Origin of the sequence: Nocardia sp. MH4 (assembly GCF_019266065.1) — a bacterium.
In the GTDB taxonomy this organism is placed as follows: domain Bacteria; phylum Actinomycetota; class Actinomycetes; order Mycobacteriales; family Mycobacteriaceae; genus Nocardia; species Nocardia canadensis.
In genome coordinates, this window is sequence record NZ_LPNR01000112.1 from 249,005 (window position 1) to 269,628 (window position 20,624).

A 20,624-nucleotide genomic window follows, 5' to 3' on the forward strand; every position below is an offset into this window, starting at 1 on the left:
GCCCAACGGCCCGAGCGCGGTCGCACCACCGGGCTCCCCCAGCGGTGCGTCCCGCCCGGACAGCGGTTCGGTGAAGAATCGGGCGTCGGCTCGGCGGGTAGTAGGCCCGTGCCTATCACCCCATCAGCGCCACTGATGGGTTCGTGATCGTCACAGCCACTCCCGCAACACCTTGGCGATCGACTCGAGCGCGCGGCTCTCGGTCATCCGCCAGTGCGTCGCGTCCACGAGATGGTTGCGCACCGGGCGGCTGGCGGCCTCGGTCCAGGACGCGGCGCCGGTGGAGCCGGTCGGATCGTCCTGGGCGGCGGTGAAATAGGTGATGGCACCGTCGAATCGGCGTGGCCGGTAGGCCGCGTCGAGTGCCGCCGAAGCGATCGCCGCGTCGACGACGCGCTCGATCCGGGCGGAGTCCAGCGATGCCAGCGGTGCGGCCAGCCGGCCGAGGACCTCGGCCAGACCCTGCGCGTCGGCCACCTCGTCGAAGGTGCCGTCGGCAGCGAGGTCACCGGCGAACCCGCCGAGCAGATCGGCCGCCGTGACCGGGCTCGCCGTAGCCTGCGACGCGGCGCTGAGCGTGCTGTCCAGCATGCCCAACAGCGCGACCTCCTCACCGTCTTCCTGCAGTTGCACCGCCATGGCGTGCGCGAGCACTCCGCCCAGTGACCAGCCGAGCAGGTGGTAGGGCCCTTCGGCTTGGATCTGGCGAATCTGCTTGAGATAGAGCAGCGCCCATTCCTCGATCGAATCCGGCAGCGGCTCGGCCGAGCTCAGCGCCGGCGACTGCAGACCGTAGATCGGCCGGTCGGGATGCAGGTGCGCGGCGAGCCCACCGAACGACCAGGCGACACCGCTGATCGGGTGCACGCAGAACAGCGGCTCGCGGGTGCCGACGGTCCGCAACGGCAACAAGACATCGAACGCCGCGTCGGCGCCGGTGCTGTCGGCTCCGTCGGCACGCAGCGCGGCGAGGATCCCCGCGGGCGTCGGGGTGGTGAACAGCCACGTCACCGGGATGGTCGCGGCCACCGCGGCACCGAGTTGGGTCGCCAGACGGGTAGCACTGAGGGAGGTGCCACCCAGTTCGAAGAAGTGGTCGTCCATGCCGACCCGGTCCAACCGCAGGACATCGGCGAAGATCTCGCACACCGTCTGCTCGATCGCGGTGCCGGGGGCACGGTAGGCGCGGGTCGCGACTTCGGGTGCGGGCAGCGCGGCGCGGTCGAGTTTGCCGACCGAGGTGAGCGGCACCTCGTCGATGACCATGATCGTGGCGGGCACCATGTGCGAGGGCAGCGACCGCGACGCCCACTCGCGCAGATCCTCGACGACGACCATCCGATCCGGCGCGGCGACCACATACGACACCAGCACCGTCGCGCCGGTCTGGTTCTCCCGGCCCATCGTGACCGCGTAGCCGACATCGGCGTGCGCGGCGAGCACCGCGTCGATCTCCTCCAGCTCGATGCGGAAGCCGCGGATCTTCAGCTGGAAATCGGTGCGCCCGCGATACTCCAAGGCCCCGTCGGCATTCCACGCCGCCAGGTCACCGGTGCGATACAACCGGGTGCCGGCGTGGAAGGGATTCGCCACGAAGCGTTCGGCGGTCAGGTCGGGCCTGCCGAGGTAGCCGCCTGCCAGCTGGGCGCCGGCCAGATACAGCTCACCCGGCACACCGACCGGCACCGGCCGCAGACGGGCATCGAGCACGTAGACCTGACTGTTCCACACCGGCTTGCCGATCGGGACCGTCGCGGTGTCCGCGGCGCGGACCTGGTGGCTGGTGATCGAGACCGCCGCCTCGGTCGGTCCGTACACGTTGAACAGCGCGGCCTGCGGTGCCGCGGATTCGACTCGACGGGCCAACGCCACGGGCAGCGTCTCGCCGATCGCCAGGACCCGGCGCAGCGAGGCGGGCAGCCCATCGGCGGGCAGCGCGTCGAGCATCGATGGCACCGCGTGCAAGGTGGTGACAGCCTCGCGGCGCATCAGCTCGGCGAGGTAGGCCGGATCGCGGTGACCGTCGGGTGCGGCGATGACCAGGCGACCGCCCGAGACCGCCGTCGACCAGAACTCCCACACCGACAGGTCGAAGGTCGCCGCCGTCTTCAACAGCACGACGTCCTCGGCGGTGAGGCCGAATCTCTCGGCCTTCCACCGCAACTGGTTGACCACGGCCGCGTGCGAGACCACCACACCCTTCGGACGCCCCGTCGAGCCCGACGTGAAGATCACATAGGCGGTATTGGCCGCCCGCAGCGGAGCGCGCCGGTCGCGATCGGTGAGCGGGGCGGCACTCAGCGCCGACAGCTCGAGCTGGTCGACCCGCACGACCCGGGTCCCGGCTGCCGCGAACCCGGTGTCGGTGTCGGTGAGCACCAGCATCGGCAACGCCGTGTCCAGGATGTACTCGGTACGCGCGAGCGGCTGATCGGGATCGATCGGCACATAGGCGCCACCCGCGGTGGCGACCGCGTACATCGCGATCACCAGCTCGACCGAGCGCCGCATGGCCAGCGCCACCCGGGTCTCCGGGCCGACCCCCGCGGCGACGAGATACCGGGCCAGCCGGTTCACCCGGGCGTCGAGCTCGGCGAAGGTCCACCGTCGGTCCTCGGCCACGAGCGCCACCGCATGCGGGTCCGCGGCGACGGTCTCGTCCAGCAGCGACACCAGGGTCGCGGCCGGATCGGTCTGACGCGCGGTGCGATTCCACCGTTCGACAATGCGGGTCCGCTCCGCCGGAGCGAGCAGATCGATCGTGTGCAGCGGTGCGCCGGGCGCGGCGACCACCGCGGCGATGATCCGGGTGAAGCGCTCCAGGAATCCGCGCACTGTCACGGCGTCGAACAGATCGGTGGCGAAAGTGCAGTAACCGCCTATCCCGGCGGCCGCGCCGTCGCCGGTGTAGCGATCGGCCAGAATGAAATGCAGGTCGAACTGCGAGAGCTCGCGGTCGGTCTCCACCGAGGACACGCTGATGCCGGGCAGGTCCATCCGTACTTCGGCGAGGTTCTGGAACGACAGGCCCACCTGGAACAGCGGATGCCGAGCCGTGGAGCGGACCGGATTGAGCACTTCCACGAGCCGCTCGAACGGGACGTCGCTGTGCGCGAACGCCTGCAGGTCGATCTCGCGCTGGCGGGCGAGCAGTTCGGCGAAACTCTCGTCGCCGTCGACCTCGGTGCGGAACACCAACGTGTTGACGAACATGCCGATCAGATCGTCCAGCTCGGCCTCGCCACGTCCGGCGACCGGGGTGCCGATGGCGATGTCGGTGGTGCCCGACAGTCCCGCGAGCAGGACGGCCAGCGCGGTGTGCACGGCCATGAACAGCGTCGCGCCTTGCGTGCGGGCCAATTCGGTGAGCGCGGCATGGGTGGCGGCGTCCACGGTGAACGGCACCCGGCCACCGGCATAGGACTGCACCGCCGGGCGGGGATGGTCGCGGGGCAGGTCGAGCTGGTCGGGCAAATCGGCCAGCGCCCGGCGCCAATAGGCGATCTGTTCGGCGCCCACCGAGGTCGGATCGGTGTCCTCGCCCAACAGCGTCTGCTGCCACACCGCGTAGTCGGCGTACTGCACGGCCAGCGGAGTCCACGTCGGGGCACGCCCGTCGACGCGGGCGCCGTAGGCGGTCACCAGGTCGCGGGTGAGCGGGCCACCGGAGAAGCCGTCACCGGCGATGTGGTGGATCGCCATGGCCAGCACGAAGTCCTCGGGTCCGGCCTCGAACAGCGTCGCCCGCAGCGGCACCTCCGCGGTGACGTCGAAGACCGTCGACACCAGTTGCAGCACAGCGGGTTCCACCTCGGCGGTGGAGCGCACAGCCAACCGGGGCAGATCCGGATGGCCGACGGGCAGGACAACCTGCACCGGCGCGTGATCCACGACCGGATACACGGTGCGCAGGATCTCGTGCCGGGCCACCACATCACCGAACGCCGCCCGCAAGGCCGCGACATCGAGCGCACCGCCCAAGCGCAACACCACCGGAATCGTGTAAGCGGAGGTCCGGGTATCGAAACGGTTGAGGAACCACATGCGCTGCTGGGCGGGCGAGAGCGGGAGCCGCTCGGGCCGAGCCTGGGCGCGCAGCGCGGGACGGCGGCCCGCCCGGGTCAGCCGGGAGACCTCCGCGGCGCACTCGGCGACCGTCGGTGCCGCGAACAGCACCCGCACCGGGACCCGGACCGCCACGGCCGCGCTCAACCGGGCGGACAGCCGGGTCGCCAGCAGCGAGTTGCCGCCACGCTCGAAGAAGTTGTCGTCGGCGCCGACCTGTTCGATGCCCAGCACCTCCGCGAACACCCCGGCGACGGTACGTTCGAGGCCGTTCGCCGGCCGCCGGTAGGGGCGGGCCGTGAAGACGGGCGCGGGCAACGCCTGCCGGTCGAGTTTGCCGGCGGAGGTCAACGGGATCTCGTCCAGCACCATCACGGCCGCCGGAACCATGTGCGCGGGCAGCATCGACGACGACCACCGCGCCACCGCACCGGGATCGATGTCACGGCCGGTCACATACGACACCACCGTCGTCTCGCCCGCCGGATTCTGCGCGCCGACGGTGACCGCGAAGGTGACCTGCGGATGCCGGGCCAGCACGGCGTCGATCTCGCCCAGCTCGATCCGGAAGCCCCGGATCTTGACCTGGAAATCGGTGCGGCCCAGGTACTCCAGCTCGTCGGCGGCCTCCGCGCCACGCACCCAGCGCACGAGATCGCCGGTGCGGTACATGCGTTCGCCCGGCGCACCCCACGGGCAGGCGACGAACCGGTCGGCGGTCACGGCACCACGCCGGTGATAGCCGCGGGCCAAGGCCGGACCGGCCAGATACAGCTCACCGGTGACACCGACGGGCACCGGATGCAACCGCTGGTCGAGCACCATCGCGCGCAACCCCGGCACCGGACGGCCGATCGTGACCCGGTCACCGACGCGCAACCGCGCGTAGGTCGCGCCGATCGTGGCCTCGGTCGGTCCGTAGCCGTTGAGGAAGCGGCGCCCGCGCTGCCAGGCGGTCAGCAGCTCGGCGGTGGTCGCCTCACCGCCCGCCGAGACACAGCTCAGCTCGGGCAGCCCGGCCGGGTCGAGGGTGCCCAGCAGGGCGGGGGTGATGATCGTGTGGGTCACGCGTTCCCGGCGCAGCAGCTCGTCGAGTTCGACACCGCCGACGGTGCCCGGGGGCGCGATCACCAGGGTGGCGCCGCGATGGAAAGCGGTGCCGATCTCCTCGATCGACTGGTCGAAGCTGGGCGAGCAGACGTGCAGCATCCGGTGGTCATGCCGCAGGCCCATGATGGTGGCCGAGTGTGTGATCAGCGCGCCGAGGCCCGCGTGGGTGACGGTGACACCCTTGGGCCGCCCGGTGGAGCCGGAGGTGTAGATCACGTAGGCGGCGTGGTCGCGCCGCAGCGGAGCCGTCCGGTCCCGGTCCCGCACCGCGGTGGCGGGGTGGGTGGCGATGCGGGCGCGCACGGCGGGATCGTCGAGCACCAGCCAGCGCGCCGACTCGCCGAGTGCCGCGGCGTGACCGGCGACGGTGACGCCCCTCGTGGCGCCGGAATCGTCGAGCATGTGCCGGACCCGGTCCGCGGGGTAGTTCGGGTCGACCGGCAGATACACGCCACCGGCCTTCGCGATCGCCCAGAACGCCAGGATCGACTGGTAACCCCGCGGGATCGCCGAGGCGACCACGGTTTCCGGTCCGACGCCGTCGGCGATCAACAGCCGGGCCAGACGTGAGGAGTCGGCGTCCAGGTCACCGTAGGTGTGGCCGCGGCCGTTGTCGCGCACCGCGATCCGGTGCTGGCCGTAGTCGGTGCCGCGCACCAGCAGGTGCGGCAGGGTCGCGGCGGTCGAGGGTGTGCCGCCCTCGCCGATCCGGGTCAGGAAGGCATCCTCGTCGCGATCCGACAGGGGCAGGTCGCCGACCGGTGTGCCCGGTCGCTGGGCGAGCGCGGTCAGGATCCGCACCAGGCGCCGGCCGAACGCAAGCGCTTCGTCGTCGTCGAACACTGTTCGTGCGAAAGACATTTCGATGATCGAACCCGCGTCGTGCTCGACCACGGCCAGGGCCAGTTCACCGGCGCCGGGACCGTCGAACCCCAGCGACACCTGGTCCAGGTGATCGGCACCGACCAAGGCGGCCAGGTCCGCCGACGGAACTCCCGCGTGCGCGAGCGCCTGAGCCTCACTGCGCTGGGCCCGGGCCAGCAGCGCGAGGAAGGGCTGGCCGAGGTCGACCCGGGTGCGGACCACCATGGTCTGCTCGGGCGCGGCGAGGACGATGTCGTCGGTCCCGGTCAGCCGAGCCAGCAGCACGGCGACAGCGCTGCGGATCAGCGCCGACCAGCCGACTCCGGCCGCACCGGCGAGCGCACGCAGTTCCTGATGCACCGCGGCCGGAATCGGCAGCCGGGTCTGTCCCCGCCCGCCCCCGCTCTCGCGAGTCGCCGTGGGCAGCGTGAGCCGACCGGGCGGATCGGCCAGGGTCTCCCGCCAGAAGCGGGCACGCGCGATCGGATCGCCGGGTGCGGTCGCGAGCCGCTGCGCGATCGCGCCCGCCGTGGTGTCCGGGCCGGCGGTGATCACGACGGTCAGGGCGGTGCGCAGCCGGTCGGTCACCGCCTGCGCGGTGGCCTCGGCGACGAGATCACGCCGGTACTTGATCTGCACCTGGGTGCGCGCCCCCAGGAACACCAGGATGGTGAGCGGATAGTGCGTGTAGTCGGCCCCGCGCAGACCATCGATTCGCAGGTTGTCGAGCGCACCGCCCGCCTGCTGGAGCCCTTCGGCGTCGACCGGGTAGGACTCGAAGGCCAGCATCGTGTCGAACAATTCACCGCGCCCAGCCACCCGCTGGATCGCACCGAGACCGAGATGATGGTGATCGAGCACCGAGGCCTGCTCGGCCTGCACCGCACGCACGAGATCGGTGACGGTGCCGGTCGGGTCGAGCCGGACCCGCACCGGCACCGCGTCGACGAACAAACCGATCATGTCGCCGACACCGTCCAGTTGCGGCGGACGGCCGGAGACCGTGGCGCCGAAGACGATGTCGTCGCGCCCGCTGGTCCCCGCGACGACCAGACCCCACGCCGCCTGGAAGACGGTGTTCGCGGTGACCTCGGTGCGGGCGGCGAACGCTGCCAGCTCGGCGGTGCGGTCGGCATCGATGTCGAACTCGCACAGGCCGAATCCGGTGCCGGTGGCCGGCGGCCACGTCAGCTCCGGTGCCAGCATGCTCGGCTCCACCCCGGCCAGCACCGTCGACCACGCGTGCTCGGCGACCCCGCGATCCTGCCGGCTCAGCCAGCGCAGATAGTCACGGTAGGGGCGCACCGGCGGCAGGGGCGCCGCGTCACCGTGCGTGGCGTACAGGACCAGCAGTTCCTTCATCAACAGCGGCATCGACCAGCCGTCGAGCAAGATGTGATGACCCGTCAGCACGAGATGGCTGCGTCCGGAACCGCTGGTGTAGACGGTGAATCGCAGCAGCGGCGCGACCGCCGGATCGAAACCGGCCTCCTGATCGGCGGCCAGCAGCGCGGACAGGTCGGCGTCGTCGACATCGCCGACGACCCGCAACGGCGCCTCGATCGCGTCGGCCACCACCTGCACCGGCGTGCCGTCCGCGGCGGTGAGGAACGCCGAGCGCAGGTTCGCGTGCCGGTCCAGCACGGTGGCGGCCGCCCGGCGCAGCCGCTCGGTGTCGAGATCGCCGGAAAGTTCGGCGACGAGCTGGATGACATAGGCGTGCACCGAGTCGTCCAGGAGTTCACCCAGTGCCAGCAGCGACTGCTGCAGCGGGGACAGCGGCAACACCTCCGTCAGCCCGGGGTGGGTGCGGCGCCACAGGTCCAGATCCGCCTGCGACACCCGCACCAACGCGACATCGGACGGAGTCAGACCGCCCGCGTCCGGATGCCGGGTGTGCTCGGCGAGCGCGGCCAGCTGCCCGCGCCACTCGTCGGCCAGCTCCAGCACCTCGTCGGCATCGAGAATGCCGGTGGCGTAACGGAAATCGGCGCGCAGCTGGAGACCGGCGTCGGTGGGCACGGCGATCACGTTGATGTCCACGACGGTGTGCGCCGGCAGCGCGGGGTCGTAGTCGACTTCGATGTCGCCGAGATCGGCGGCGGGCAGCCAGGCCGCGTCCGCGGCGGGGTCGTTACCGGTCGTCGCACGGCCCAGATAGTTGAAGCCGACCTGGCCAAGGCCGCCGGTGAGCTGATGCGCCGGGTCCAGGCGCAGCACCCCGAACCCGATGCCGTTGTCCGGCACCGCCAGTAGCTGTTCCTTCACCGACCGCACCGCCGTCGCGAGCGCGGCGTCGTCGACGCGCCCCGGAACCGCGGACAGGTCGAGCACGACCGGGTGGACGCTGGTGAACCAGCCGACGGTCCGGGTCAGATCCGCGCCGGGGACGACGTCTTCAGCACGCCCGTGTCCCTCCAGCCTGATCCGCAGGGTGTCGGCGTCCATGCCACGACGCGCCCGCCATGCGCGCACAGCCAGCGCGAGCGCCGCGAGCAGAGCGTGGTCGGCGCCGGCCCGGTACTGCGCGGGCAGCGTGGTGAGCAGCGGCTCGGTGACCACGGCCGGAACCTGCACCGTGATCGACCGCATCGTCGCCTCGGTGTCGACCGCACTGTCGATGGCCCGCGTCCCCAGCAGCGGATCCGGGGTGGACAGCAGCTGCCGCCAGTAGTCGAGCTCGCCGGTGCGGTCGGCCGCGACCAGCCCGTGGGCCCACCGCCGGAACGAGGTACCGACCGGCGGCAGAACGATCTCCTGCCCGGCGTCGTACTGCGCCCACGCGACGACCAGATCCGGCAGCAGGATCCGCCACGACACACCGTCGATCGCGTAGTGGTGAGCCGCCACCACGAGCAGGTCCCTGGCCTCGCTCCGGCGCACCCAGGTGAACGCGATCATCCGGCCGTAACCCGGGTCGAGCGCCGACAGCGCCGAATCCATGGCGGCACTACCGATCCGGGTCAGCTCCTCGCCGTCGGCAGCCGCCGCGTCGACCTCGCAGACCAGCGCGTCCGCCGACACCGACTCGGGAGCCAAAACCTCGAACCGCCACCGCAGGCCATCGTGACGCAACCGCGAACGCAGCATGTCGTGACGGCGCAGCACCGCGGACACAGTCGCGACCAGACCGGCGCGATCGATACCGTCCGGCAGCGCCAGAACCATCGTCTGCGCGAAGCGATCACTCGAGCCGGTGGCCAGGAACTCGGCCAGCACCGGCGTCAGCGCGACCTCGCCGACCCCGCCACCGGGCAGTTCGGCCAGAGTCACGGCAGGACTGTCGACAGCGGCGACCGCGGCCAGCTTCGCCACGGTCCGGTGTTCGAACACCTGCCTGGTCGTGAACACGATGCCCGCCGCGCGGGCCAGCGAGACCAGCTGGATCGACAGAATGCTGTCGCCACCGACGGCGAAGAACGAATCGTCGACCCCCACCGACTCGACCCCGAGCACCCGGGCGAACAACCCAGCCAGCACGGTCTCCCTCGGCGTCGACGGCGCCCGGACGACCGCCGACGCGGCCACCGGCTCCGGGAGCGCGGCACGATCGAGTTTGCCGTTGGAGGTCAGCGGCAGCGCGTCGAGCACGACGATCGCCGAGGGCACCAGATACGACGGCAAGCGTTGCGCGGCGTACTCGGAGAGCGCCGCCGGATCGGCGATCCGGCCCTGCGCGGCAACGACATAGCTGACCAGGACAGTCGACCCCGATGCCGCCGACCGGCCCACGGTCACCGCCACCTCGACCTCGGCGCGACCGGTGAGCACCGCGTCGACCTCGCCCGGCTCGATCCGGAACCCGCGCACCTTCAGCTGGGTGTCCGCACGACCCACATAGTGCAGTTGCGCATCGCGCACGCGCACGAGGTCACCGGTGCGATACATCCGCGCACCCGGGGCACCCCAAGGATCGGGGACGAACCGGGTCGAGGTCGTACCCGGCTGATTACGGTAGCCGCGCGCCACCGCGCGACCGGCCAGATAGAGCTCACCGGTGACCCCCGCCGGCACCGGATGCAACCGCGCGTCCAGGACCATCGCGTACGTGCCGGGCACCGGCGCACCGATCGTGACCGGGCGGCCCGCGGTGAGTTCGGCGTAGGCCGAGATGATCGTGGTCTCGGTGGGACCGTACCCGTTGAGATAGCGGCGGCCCGGCTGCCATTTCGCCAGCAGCTCCGGTGTCGTCACATCACCGCCGACCGACAACAGCTCCAGCGCGTCCAGACCCTCGGGATCGAGAGTGCCGAGCACAGCAGGAGTGATGATGGCGTGGGTGACGGCTTCGGCGGCCAGCAGATCGCTCAGCTCGACACCGCCGAGGATCTCCGACGGCGCGACGACCAGCGTCGCCCCCGTCGTGAAGGCACACAGCCATTCCAGGACCGACGGATCGAACCACGGCGCGCAGATGTGCAGGAACCGGTGGTCCCCGGTGAGGCCGTAGCGGCGGACCGCCTCCTCGACCAGCAGACTCAGGCCCGCATGGGTCACGGTGACGCCCTTGGGGACGCCGGTCGACCCGGAGGTGTAGATGACATACGCGGGATGCTCCGCCCGCACCGGCGCACGCCGATCCGCATCCGTGACCGGCGTCGCGGCAGCCGACCCCGCCGCCTCGTCGAGAGTCAGCCAATCCACACCCACCGGCACCCGATCGAGATACTCCGGTGCGGTGAGACCCAGGGCGGCCCCCGCATCGGCGACCACGTGAGCGAGACGCGGCGCGGGCTGGTCCGGGTCCAGCGGCACGAACAGCCCGCCCGCCTTCGCGACCGACAAGGCGGCGACGACCATCTCCACCGACCGTGGGAAGGCCACCGCGACAGCCACTTCGGGTCCCACGCCCCGCGCGATCAGGGCACGCGCCACCCGGGAAATCCGCGCGTCCAGTTCGCCATAGGTGACCGAGCGACCCCGGTACCGGATCGCCACTCGATCGGGACCGAGCACGACACCACGGGAGACGAGATCCGGCAACAGCACCGGGGGAGCGTCGAGCTCGGCCGGACGCTCCGTGAGCTGCTCAGCCGCGTCGAGAAGGGGCAGGTCACCGATCGCGGACTGCGGATGTTCGACGATCGCGGTCAGCAACCGGACGAGTCGTTCGGCGAACACCGAGACGGTCTCCCGGTCGAACAGGGCACTGGTGAAACCGAATTCGGCGCGGACCGGCTCCGCCGATTCGGTGGGGACGGTCAGCGCCAGGTCGAACCCGGTGACGTCCGCTCGCGGGCCCGTCAGCAGCGCGATCCGCGCAGCCGAACGTTCGGCGACACCCAGGGCCGCCGACTCCGCCGCCGACAATTCCGGAAACACGCAGGCCTGCCGCGCCAGCGCGGCCGCATCGGACAGCAGCGCGTCGACGGTCCGGCCGCCAGGCACCGATAGTCGCAGCAGCACCGCCGGATCCCGCGGGGCGAACACGTCCATCGCGATGTCCGCACTGCCGGACAGCCGCGCCAGCAACACCGCGTACGCGACATGGACAACCGTGCGCACCGAAGTCCGCCGCGCCTGCGCGACTTCCCGCATCCGCCCGAACAAATCAGCCGGGATCTCGAACCGCACGTGATCGTCGATAGCCACCGGCCCGGCGGACCGGAGACGATCCGCCGGAAGGTTCAGCTCCGCGGGCAGATCGGCGAGTACCGCACGCCAATAGGCGAATCGGGCCACCGGATCATCGTGCCGGGAGAGCTCCGCGAGCACCGCACCCACCGGGCGATCCGGCGTATCGCGGAGCGCGTCGAGAACCACACGCAGCCGGTGCGTCAGCGCTTCGGCGATATCGGCGCCGACCACCTCGAGCCGGTACTGCAGGCCGACCCGGATACCGTCGCCCACCTCGACCCCGACCGCCACCGGATAGTGCGTCGCATTGGCCGCCTCGACATCGACGATCTCGAGACCGTCGAGGGAACCATGCGCGCGCCGCATCCCCTCGGTATCCACCGGATACGACTCGTAGGCCATCAGCGTGTCGAACAACTCGCCCGCGCCGACGGCCCGCTGGATATCGGCCAGCCCCAGGTAATGCCCGTCGAGCAGCGCGACCTGCTCGGACTGCACCCGCGACAACACCGCGCGCAGCGACGCGGCAGCGTCGAGCCGCACCCGCACCGGAATGGTGTTCGCGAAAAGACCCACCATGGCGTCGACCCCGTCCAGCTGCGGCGGCCGCCCCGACACCACCGCACCGAACACGACATCGGCCCGGCCGACGACACCGGCCAGCACCACCCCCCACGCCGCCTGGAACAGCGTGTTCAGGGTGACCTCGTGCGCCGCGGCGGCCGCCGACAAAGCCTCCGCCTCGGTCGCCGACAAGTCGAGCGCGCACATCCCGTAACCTGCCACCGCATCCGCGGGCGGTGCGACAGCCGCCGTGAGCAGGGTCGGCTCGTGCCCGGACAGCGCCGCGCGCCAATCGTCCAGCGCCGCCGAACGATCCCGGCCGGCCAACCACGCGAGATAGTCCCGATAACCCCGCACCCGCGGCAACATCGACGGGCCGCCGTCGGTGCCGTAGGAAACCAGCAGTTCCCGCATCAGCAACGGCATCGACCAGCCGTCCACCAGCAGATGATGCGCGGTCAGCACCAGATGCAGATCACCGGAACCGCGGCGGTACACCGTGAACCGCAGCAGCGGCGCCGTCGACAGATCGAAACCGACCCGCGCCTCGGCCGCCAGGAACTCCCGCGGATCGCTGCTCGCGGTGTCGACGATCCGCCACGGCACCGCCACACCCTCGACCACGAAACCGACCGGCGTACCCGACGCCGCCGACCCGAACGAGGTACGCAGAATGGCGTGCCGATCGAGCACCACCTGCGCGGCCCGCCGCAGTCGCTCGAGATCCACCGCACCCGCCAACTCGACGGCCAACTGGACCAGATACGGATCCGCGTCGGGGGAGACCTGCGCCAGATACAGCAAGCCGAGCTGCAACGGCGCCAACGGCACCACATCGCTGAGCCCGGGCAGCTCGCGATGCCAGGCATCCAATTCGTCCTGGGAAACCCGCACCAGCGCCACATCGGCGGGGGAGAGACCACCGGCCGCCGGGTCACGAAGATGATCGGCGAGCAGCGCCAACGCGTCGGTCCAGCACTCGGCGAGCGCACGCACCGACGCCTCGTCGATGACCCCCGAGGCATAGGAGAACGACGCCCGCAGCACCACACCATCCGCCGAACCGGCCGCCAGCGCGTTGACATCGACCACCGCGGCCGCCGGCAACGCCGGATCCTGGTCGGCGACAGGCTCACCCCACGCATCGGTGGGCAGCCAACCGTGATCGGCCAGCGAATCCGGCACGTCGCCGGCGGACACCCGACCCAGATAGTTGAATCCCACCTGGCCCAACGCACCCGTGAGCAGCGGACCCGACTCGAGGTCCAGATGCCGGAGCATGCCGAAACCGATGCCCTTGTGCGGCACCGCGAGCAGCTGCTCCTTGACCGCCTTCACCAGCGACGCCGTCGCCGCACCACCCCGCCACGCGGCCTCGGTGTCGATCCCGCCCAGCTCGAGCGCCACGGGATACATGCTGGTGAACCAGCCGACCGTCCGGGTCAGATCGGCGCCCGCGAGGGCCGATTCCGTACGACCGTGGCCCTCCAGACGGATCCGCGTCGCCGAGGCATCCACGCCACGGCGAGCCCGCCACGTCCGCACCGCCAGCGCCAGCGCGGCGAGCAGACCGTCCTCGGCGCCCGCACGATACCTCGTCGGCAGGTCGGTCAGCACCGCCCGAGTGACGTCGGCGGGCACCGTGACAGTGAAAGTCCGCACGGTCGACGCGGTATCGACCGAGCGGTCGAGCGCACGCGTACCCAGCAACGGGTCCGGCACCGCCAGCACCCGCCGCCAATGATCGAGTTCGTCCCGGCGGCCGGCCGCCGCCTCGGTCAGGCCGTGCGCCCACCGGCGAAACGACGTCCCGACCGGGGGCAAGCTCACCCGCTGCCCGGCCGCGTACTGTCCCCAGGCGGTCACCAAGTCCGACAACAGGATGCGCCAGGACACCCCGTCGATCACCGCGTGGTTGGCCGCCACGATCAGACCGTCCGGACCGTCCTCACGGCACAACCACACGAACGCGACCATCCGCGATGCCGCTGGGTCCAGCGACGCCAGCGCGGAATCCAGCGCCGCACTCGCGATCTCGGCGCGTTCCCGCTCGGTCCGGCCCGCCGCGACATCGACCCGGGTGAGCAGTTGGTGCGCCGCCACCGAGCCCGGCGGCAGCGCGTTCAGCTCCCAGCGACCGTCCACCTCCCGCACGCAGGCACGCAGCATGTCGTGGTGATTCAGTATCGCGGACAGGGTGTCCACCAACCCGATCCGATCGATACCGGCGGGCAGCGCCAACACCATCTGCTGGCTGAAACGGCCGAACACCCGGCCGCCCGACAGCGAGGCCGCCAGCACCGGCGTCAGCGGCATCGTCCCCACACCACCACCGGGAAGTTCGGCCAACGTCGGCACCGACTCCCCACCGACCACCGCGACCCGGGCCAGCCCCGCCACGGTCCGCTGCTCGAACACCTGCTGCGGAGTGAACGAGATGCCCGCCGTCCGCGCCCGCGAGACCAACTGGATGGACAGAATGCTGTCTCCACCCGAGGCGAAGAACGAATCCTCCGCACCGATCTCGCGCACCCCCAGAACCTGGGTGAACAGCTCGGCGATCGCGACCTCCACCGGACCCTCCGGCGCGCGCGAACCGGCCGCGCCGAAGACCGGCGCGGGCAGCGCCCGGCGGTCCAATTTGCCGTTGGGCGTCAGCGGGATCTCGTCCAGCACGATGAGCACCGACGGGACCATGTGCCCCGGCAACGACGTACCGACGAAACGCCTCACCTGCTCGGTGTCGACCGGAACACCTCGGCGGGGCAGGACATAGGAGACCAGCACCGTCGCCCCCGAGTCGGCCTTCACCCCCATCGTCACCGCGTACTCGAGGTCCGGATGAGCCGTCAGCGCGGCGTCGATCTCTCCGAGCTCGACGCGGAAACCCCGGATCTTCACCTGGAAGTCCGAGCGGCCGAGATACTCGAAGTCACCCTCGGCCGTACGGCGGACCAGATCACCGGTCCGGTACATCCGCGCACCCGCGGCCCCCGCGAACGGCGCGGCGACGAACCGCTCCGAGGTGAGCCCGGGCCTGCCCAGATAACTCTGAGCAAGCGCGGGACCCGACAGATACAGCTCACCGGCCACACCCGCCGGAACCGGCCGCAACCGTGCGTCCAACACCACCGCCCCGACACCAGGAAACGCCGAACCGATCGTGATCGGCGCGCCCGGCCGCAGACCGGCGCTGCCCGTGGCGAGAATCGTGGCCTCGGTCGGGCCGTACCCGTTGAAGAACGCACGCTCGCCGACCGCCCAACGATCGACCAGCGCCGGGCCGAACGCGTCACCGGCCACCACGACCACCCGCAGCTCGTCGAGCCCCTCGGCGTCGACCGACTCGAGCGCGGCAGGCGTGATCAACAGATGGGTCACCCGCTCCCGGCGCACCAGCGCCGCCAGCTCGGGGCCACCGAACACCGTCGGCGGCGACACCACCAATGTCGCACCCGCGTGGAAGGCCACCAGCAGCTCGAGCACCGAGACGTCGAAGTTCGGCGAGCACACGTGCAGCACCCGGTCGCCCGCGTGCACCCCATACCGGTCCCGCGCGGCCGTGACCAGCGCGCCCAGACCGGTGTGCGTGACCACGACGCCCTTGGGCCGCCCGGTCGACCCCGAGGTGTAGATGACATAGGCCGGATGCTGATCGGTGAGCGGACGCACCCGATCGAGATAGGAGATCGGATGCGACGGCCACGCCGCGATCCGGTCCCGGTGCCGGGGCGCGTCGACCTCGATCCACGCGAGCGCCTCGCCCAGGGCGCTCCGGTACGCCGCCGCGGTGAGCCCGAGCACCGCACCCGAGTCCGCCACCAGGTACGCGATCCGTTCCGCCGGCAGGCCGGGATCGACCGGAACATAGGCCGCGCCGGTCTTGGCGACCGCCCACACGGCCAGCACCGACTCGATCGAACGCGTGAATCCGAGCGCGACCACATCACCGGGCCCGATCCCGCGATCCAGCAGCTCCCTGGCCAGCCGCGACGACGACTCGTCGAGCTGGGTGTAGGTGAGTTCGATCCGGTCGCCGTCGGCGGGGGAGAAGGACAGGGCGATCGCCTCGCCCGCCGTGTCGACCGCCGCCGTCAGCAGCTGCGCGAAGAGGGGAGTGCTCGCCTTGCGATTGCCTCGACCTCGCGCCGCGCGACGAACCTCACCCATCCTTGTACAACATCCTTCATCCGTCCGGCCCACAGCTCTGCGATGACCCACGAACCCTGTCGGATTCTGGGCCTACCGGGCGGCGGACCAGTGTCGAACAAGCAAGAAGGAGTCGATATCGGGGCGTTCGGCGACCATGACACCACACGTCACGCTGTCACGACCACACAAACGGCCCGGACAACCACGTCCAGCACCTTGCCCAGCCAGAATTTGTGCGCATGGCACAATATCGGCGGCGGTTTTTGTACAACGGACGGAGCGGGCGGTGGCAGAGTACGGATCCCTCGTCTGGGTCGGTCAGGCACTGGGCCCACTCACCGACGCGATCACCGAGGATCTGATTCGCGTCACCGAGCAGATGATCCCGGTGACCGACATCGCCTTCGATCTGGCGGACCTGCGCGCCGCCAGCATCGCGGAGAACATCGCCGTCGTGCAGTACGTCCTGGCCAACAACATCGACCCGGCCACCGTCAGCCCGCCCGCGGGCGCCGCCGCCTACGCCCAGCGGCTGGCCCGGCGCGGCGTGCCGCTGACCGTCCTGCTGCGTGCGTACGGCCTGGGCCAGTATCGCCTCCTCGACGCGGCCATCGGGCTGATCCTCGCCGTTCCCGGCCCCGACCAGGCCGCCAGAATCGCCGAGTTGCTCCGCTTCGCCGGCACCTACCTGGACCGCCTCAACTCGTCCATGGGCCGCATCTACGAAGCCGAACGCGACCGCTGGCTCAGCAGCCGCCAAGCCGCCCGGCAGCAGTGGATCGCCCGCCTCCTCGACAGCGACGACGTCGACGTCCCGGCTGCCGAAGAAGCACTCGACTACCGTCTCGACCGCCGCCACCTCGCCGCGGAGGCCTGGACCCCACCGGACACCCCGGGCGCGGACGCGGCACGCGCGCTCGACCAGACCCGCCAACTCCTGTCCACGGCGATGGGCGCCAGGGGAGCCGAACTGGCGGCGGCCACCGGGGAACGCGCGCTGCGCATCTGGTTCCCGGTCACCGAGGACCACCGCACAGCGCCCGACGACATCGGCGACCGAATCGCGGCGTCCGGCCTGCCCGTCAAGGTCGCTCTCGGCACCGTCGGCGCGGGACTGCCGGGATTCCGGACCTCCGCCCGCAGCGCGGCCCGCGCCAAGAACCTCGCCGTCACCGCCGGGCCGGACGCGCCGCCGGTGGTGGACTTCGACACCGTCGCCCCGTTCGCGCTCCTGTCCGACGAACCCGACGAGCTCGCCGGACTGGTCCGTCGCGTTCTCGGCCCCCTCGCCGCCGACGGCACCAAGATGGCCATGCTCCGCCACACCCTGGATGTCTTCCTCGCCGAGGGCGGTAGCTACTCGAGCACCGCCCGCCTCCTCGACGTCCACCGCAACACCGTGCAGTACCGCATCCAGCAGATCACCGGCCGCTACGGAATCACTTTGGACGCGGACAACTTCCGTCTACGGTTCGCCCTCGGTGTGTGCCGCTGGTATCGTCACGTGCTTTTTCGGACAATCTGACTCCCAGTGGTTTGTGCCCGACGCACAGTCCCGAAGAGCGAGACAGGTGCGGCGACGCCGTGAACTCCCGAACCCGGGGGAGTGCCGGCTCGGTATCGACGCCGTGTTCGCGCACCTTCGACCGGAGTCGGCGGGGGTAGAGTTGGTTACCCGGGTGACAGGAGTTGACGATGTCCACACACGCCACACCATCAATGATCCGGACCGCTGTGATCGCGGTGGCCGTGGGCGCCGCGTCACTCGTCGCCACGGCCGGTCCAGCGTCGGCCGACGTCGAACCCGGCAACTACACGTCGACGACATTGTCGGCGGGCATCGTGCTCCTGCAACGTGACGCGCGCGTCGAAGGCGGGGAGCTGGTCTTGATCGGGCGTTACCCGATTCAGCCGACACCCGACGGTGGTTACGTCGACATCTTTCCCGGCCACCGCGTCGTACTGATCAGTGACGGACGCGGCGGGTACACGGGTCCGGCGTATTTCGGTGGGGTGGAGATCGGCAGCATCACCCTGACGCCCCGATAAGGGTGACCGGGGAGAAGATCCCGATACCGCTGTCGGGTCTAGTTGACATAATGTGCATTATCGGCGTTTGAACGGCGCCGGTCGGGCGGGTGTTTTGCATTATTGATGCACTACGTGCCGTGTTGCGTTGCGTGCCGATTCGTCGGCGTTCCACCGTCGCGGCGACTGACACCGCGCCGTCATATCGCGCGCAACAACTCGCGATGTCCATGTCGACGTTTTGCGATGTGACGCGGAATTCGGCATTTTCCACCTGGCGGCCCATTAATGACCACTCGCGATGAATGCCTGCATCTGCAGCATGCGGCCCCATGTGTGGCGAAATGAAGAATTCGTGGGCCTCGGGGTGAACAGGTTCGCACTCCCCCTCCACTTCCCCAGTGCCCTTATTCCGTCACAGTGACGAAATAAGGGCACTGGGGAAACTCAGGAATACATCGCATCGACGTCGGCGGCGTACTTCTTCATGACCTCCGCACGCCTCAGGGACATCTTCGGAGTGAGCTCACCGGTCGCTTCGGTCCACTCGCACGGCAGAATGCGAACCTTCTTGATGCCCTCGGCGTGCGACACGTGAGTATTGGTGGCGGCGACCGCCGCATCGATCTCGGAGACGAGGTCGGGATCGTCGATGAGCGTTTCTACCGAAGTGTCGGCGGGAAGATTGTGGCGGAGTCGCCAATCCGGAAGAACGTCCGGGTCGAGGGTGATCAGGGCGCCGACAAAAGGTCGGCCGTCACCGACGACCATCGCTTGACCGATCAACGAATGCGAACGAAGAGAATCTTCCAGCAGGCCCGGCGAGACGTTCTTACCGCCGGCCGTGACGATGATTTCCTTCTTGCGGCCGGTGATGGTCAGGTAGCCGTCACGGTCGATGGCACCCAGGTCACCCGTGCGGAACCAGCCGTCGGTGAATGCCTCGGCGGTCGCGTCGGGGTTGCCCCAGTACTCGCGGAACACCACCGGGCCACGCAGCAGGAGCTCACCGTCGTCGGCGATCTTGATTCCGTGGCCGTCGGTCGGGCGGCCCACGGTGCCGACCCGGGTGTTTCGTGGGGTGTTCACGGTGATCGCGGCAGTGGTCTCGGTGAGCCCGTAGCCCTCGTAGATGGGAATGCCCACACCGCGGAAGAAGTGGCCGAGGCGGGCGCCGAGCGGTCCGCCACCGGACACCGCCGCACCGCAGCGGCCGCCGAGCGCGCCACGCAGCTGCCGGTATACCAGCTTGTCGAACAGGGCGTGCTCGAGCTTGCGCAGGAGTCCCGGTCCGCCGCTGTCCAGCGATTCGCTCCAGGCGATGGCGGTCTCGGTGGCGCGGTCGAAGATCCGGCCCCTGCCGCCGGCGTGTGCCTTCTGCTGGGCACCGTTGAAGACCTTCTCGAATACGCGCGGCACCGCCAGGATGAAGTCCGGCCGGAAACTGCCGAATTGGTCGACGAGCGTGGACCAATCGGAGCTGAACGCCACGATCACTTTGGCGTCGAGGGCGGCCAGGGTGACCGCGCGGGCGAACACGTGCGCGAGCGGCAGGAACATCAGCGACCGGTTGCCTTCGGTGACGAACTCCGCCAAGGCGATCCGGTCGGACTTCGACTCCGCGTAGAGGTTCGCGTGGGACAGCAACACGCCCTTGGGGCGTCCCGTGGTGCCCGAGGTGTAGATCAGGGTGGCCGGGGAGCTGGCGTAGACCTGGGCGCGACGGGTGTGGACCGCCTCGTCGTCGAGGTCGGCGCCGCGCGCTGTCAGCTCCGCGACGGCGCCCTGGTCGATCTGCAGGATTTCGGTCAGCTCGGGGAGAGCGGCGCGGTCGATCTGGTCGATGACCCGACGGTGCTTGTCGCTGTCGACCACCAGCAGCTGGGTCGCGGAGTCCTGCAGGATCCACTTGGCCTGCTCGGCGGCGGAGCTGTCGTAGATGGCGACGGTGCAGCCGCCCGCGGCCCAGATGGCGTGGTCGAGGACCACCCACTCGTAGCGGGTGGGTGCCATGATGGCGACCCGGTCGCCGAGTCCGACGCCGGAGGCGATGAGGCCCTTGGCGACATCGGTGACGGTGCGGGCGAATGCCGCGGCGGTGACGTCGGTGAGTCCGCCGTCGCCGGTGTCGACGTTGAAAAGCACCGTGTCCGGCGAGTGCTCGGCGTGCCGGAACACGCTGTCGGAGTTGTTCGCGTGTTCTGGAACGGTGTAGGAAGCCGGGGCTTCGAACTCGCGCATCGGGTGCCTTCCGCGTGGGGGTA

At 70.3% G+C, this 20,624-nt stretch carries 4 protein-coding genes; 2 read left to right on the forward strand and 2 right to left on the reverse strand.

All coding sequences use genetic code 11. The annotated features are described in order from the left end of the window. Window positions 1-150: 150 nt before the first annotated feature. Complete coding sequence (locus tag ATM97_RS23345; protein WP_218720184.1) at window positions 151-16,350, reverse strand: non-ribosomal peptide synthetase; 16,200 nt, start codon at window positions 16,348-16,350, stop codon at window positions 151-153. Window positions 16,351-16,618: 268 nt separating this feature from the next. Here ATM97_RS23345 and ATM97_RS23350 point away from each other — a divergent pair, with 268 nt between their 5' ends. Together ATM97_RS23350 and ATM97_RS23355 are read left to right on the forward strand one after the other, a co-directional pair. Then, entirely contained in the window at window positions 16,619-17,857 is a 1,239-nt protein-coding gene (locus tag ATM97_RS23350) for a CdaR family transcriptional regulator (protein WP_218720185.1), read from the forward strand. A 170-nt stretch (window positions 17,858-18,027) separates the two neighbouring features. Then, the gene (locus ATM97_RS23355; RefSeq protein WP_218720186.1) at window positions 18,028-18,381 is read left to right on the forward strand and encodes a hypothetical protein; all 354 of its coding nucleotides are present in this window, start codon (window positions 18,028-18,030) and stop codon (window positions 18,379-18,381) included. A 426-nt stretch (window positions 18,382-18,807) separates the two neighbouring features. Here ATM97_RS23355 and ATM97_RS23360 read toward each other — a convergent pair whose 3' ends face one another. Next, window positions 18,808-20,601 (reverse strand): long-chain fatty acid--CoA ligase, encoded by a 1,794-nt coding sequence (locus ATM97_RS23360; protein ID WP_218720187.1) that lies wholly within the window; start codon window positions 20,599-20,601, stop codon window positions 18,808-18,810. Window positions 20,602-20,624 lie beyond the last annotated feature (23 nt).

Excerpts from the sequence above, each read along its gene's own strand:
- ATM97_RS23345 (WP_218720184.1), bottom strand. The coding sequence starts at position 16,350 with ATGGGTGAGGTTCGTCGCGCGGCGCGAGGTCGAGGCAATCGCAAGGCG.
- ATM97_RS23355 (WP_218720186.1), top strand. The coding sequence starts at position 18,028 with ATGTCCACACACGCCACACCATCAATGATCCGGACCGCTGTGATCGCG.
- ATM97_RS23360 (WP_218720187.1), bottom strand. The coding sequence starts at position 20,601 with ATGCGCGAGTTCGAAGCCCCGGCTTCCTACACCGTTCCAGAACACGCG.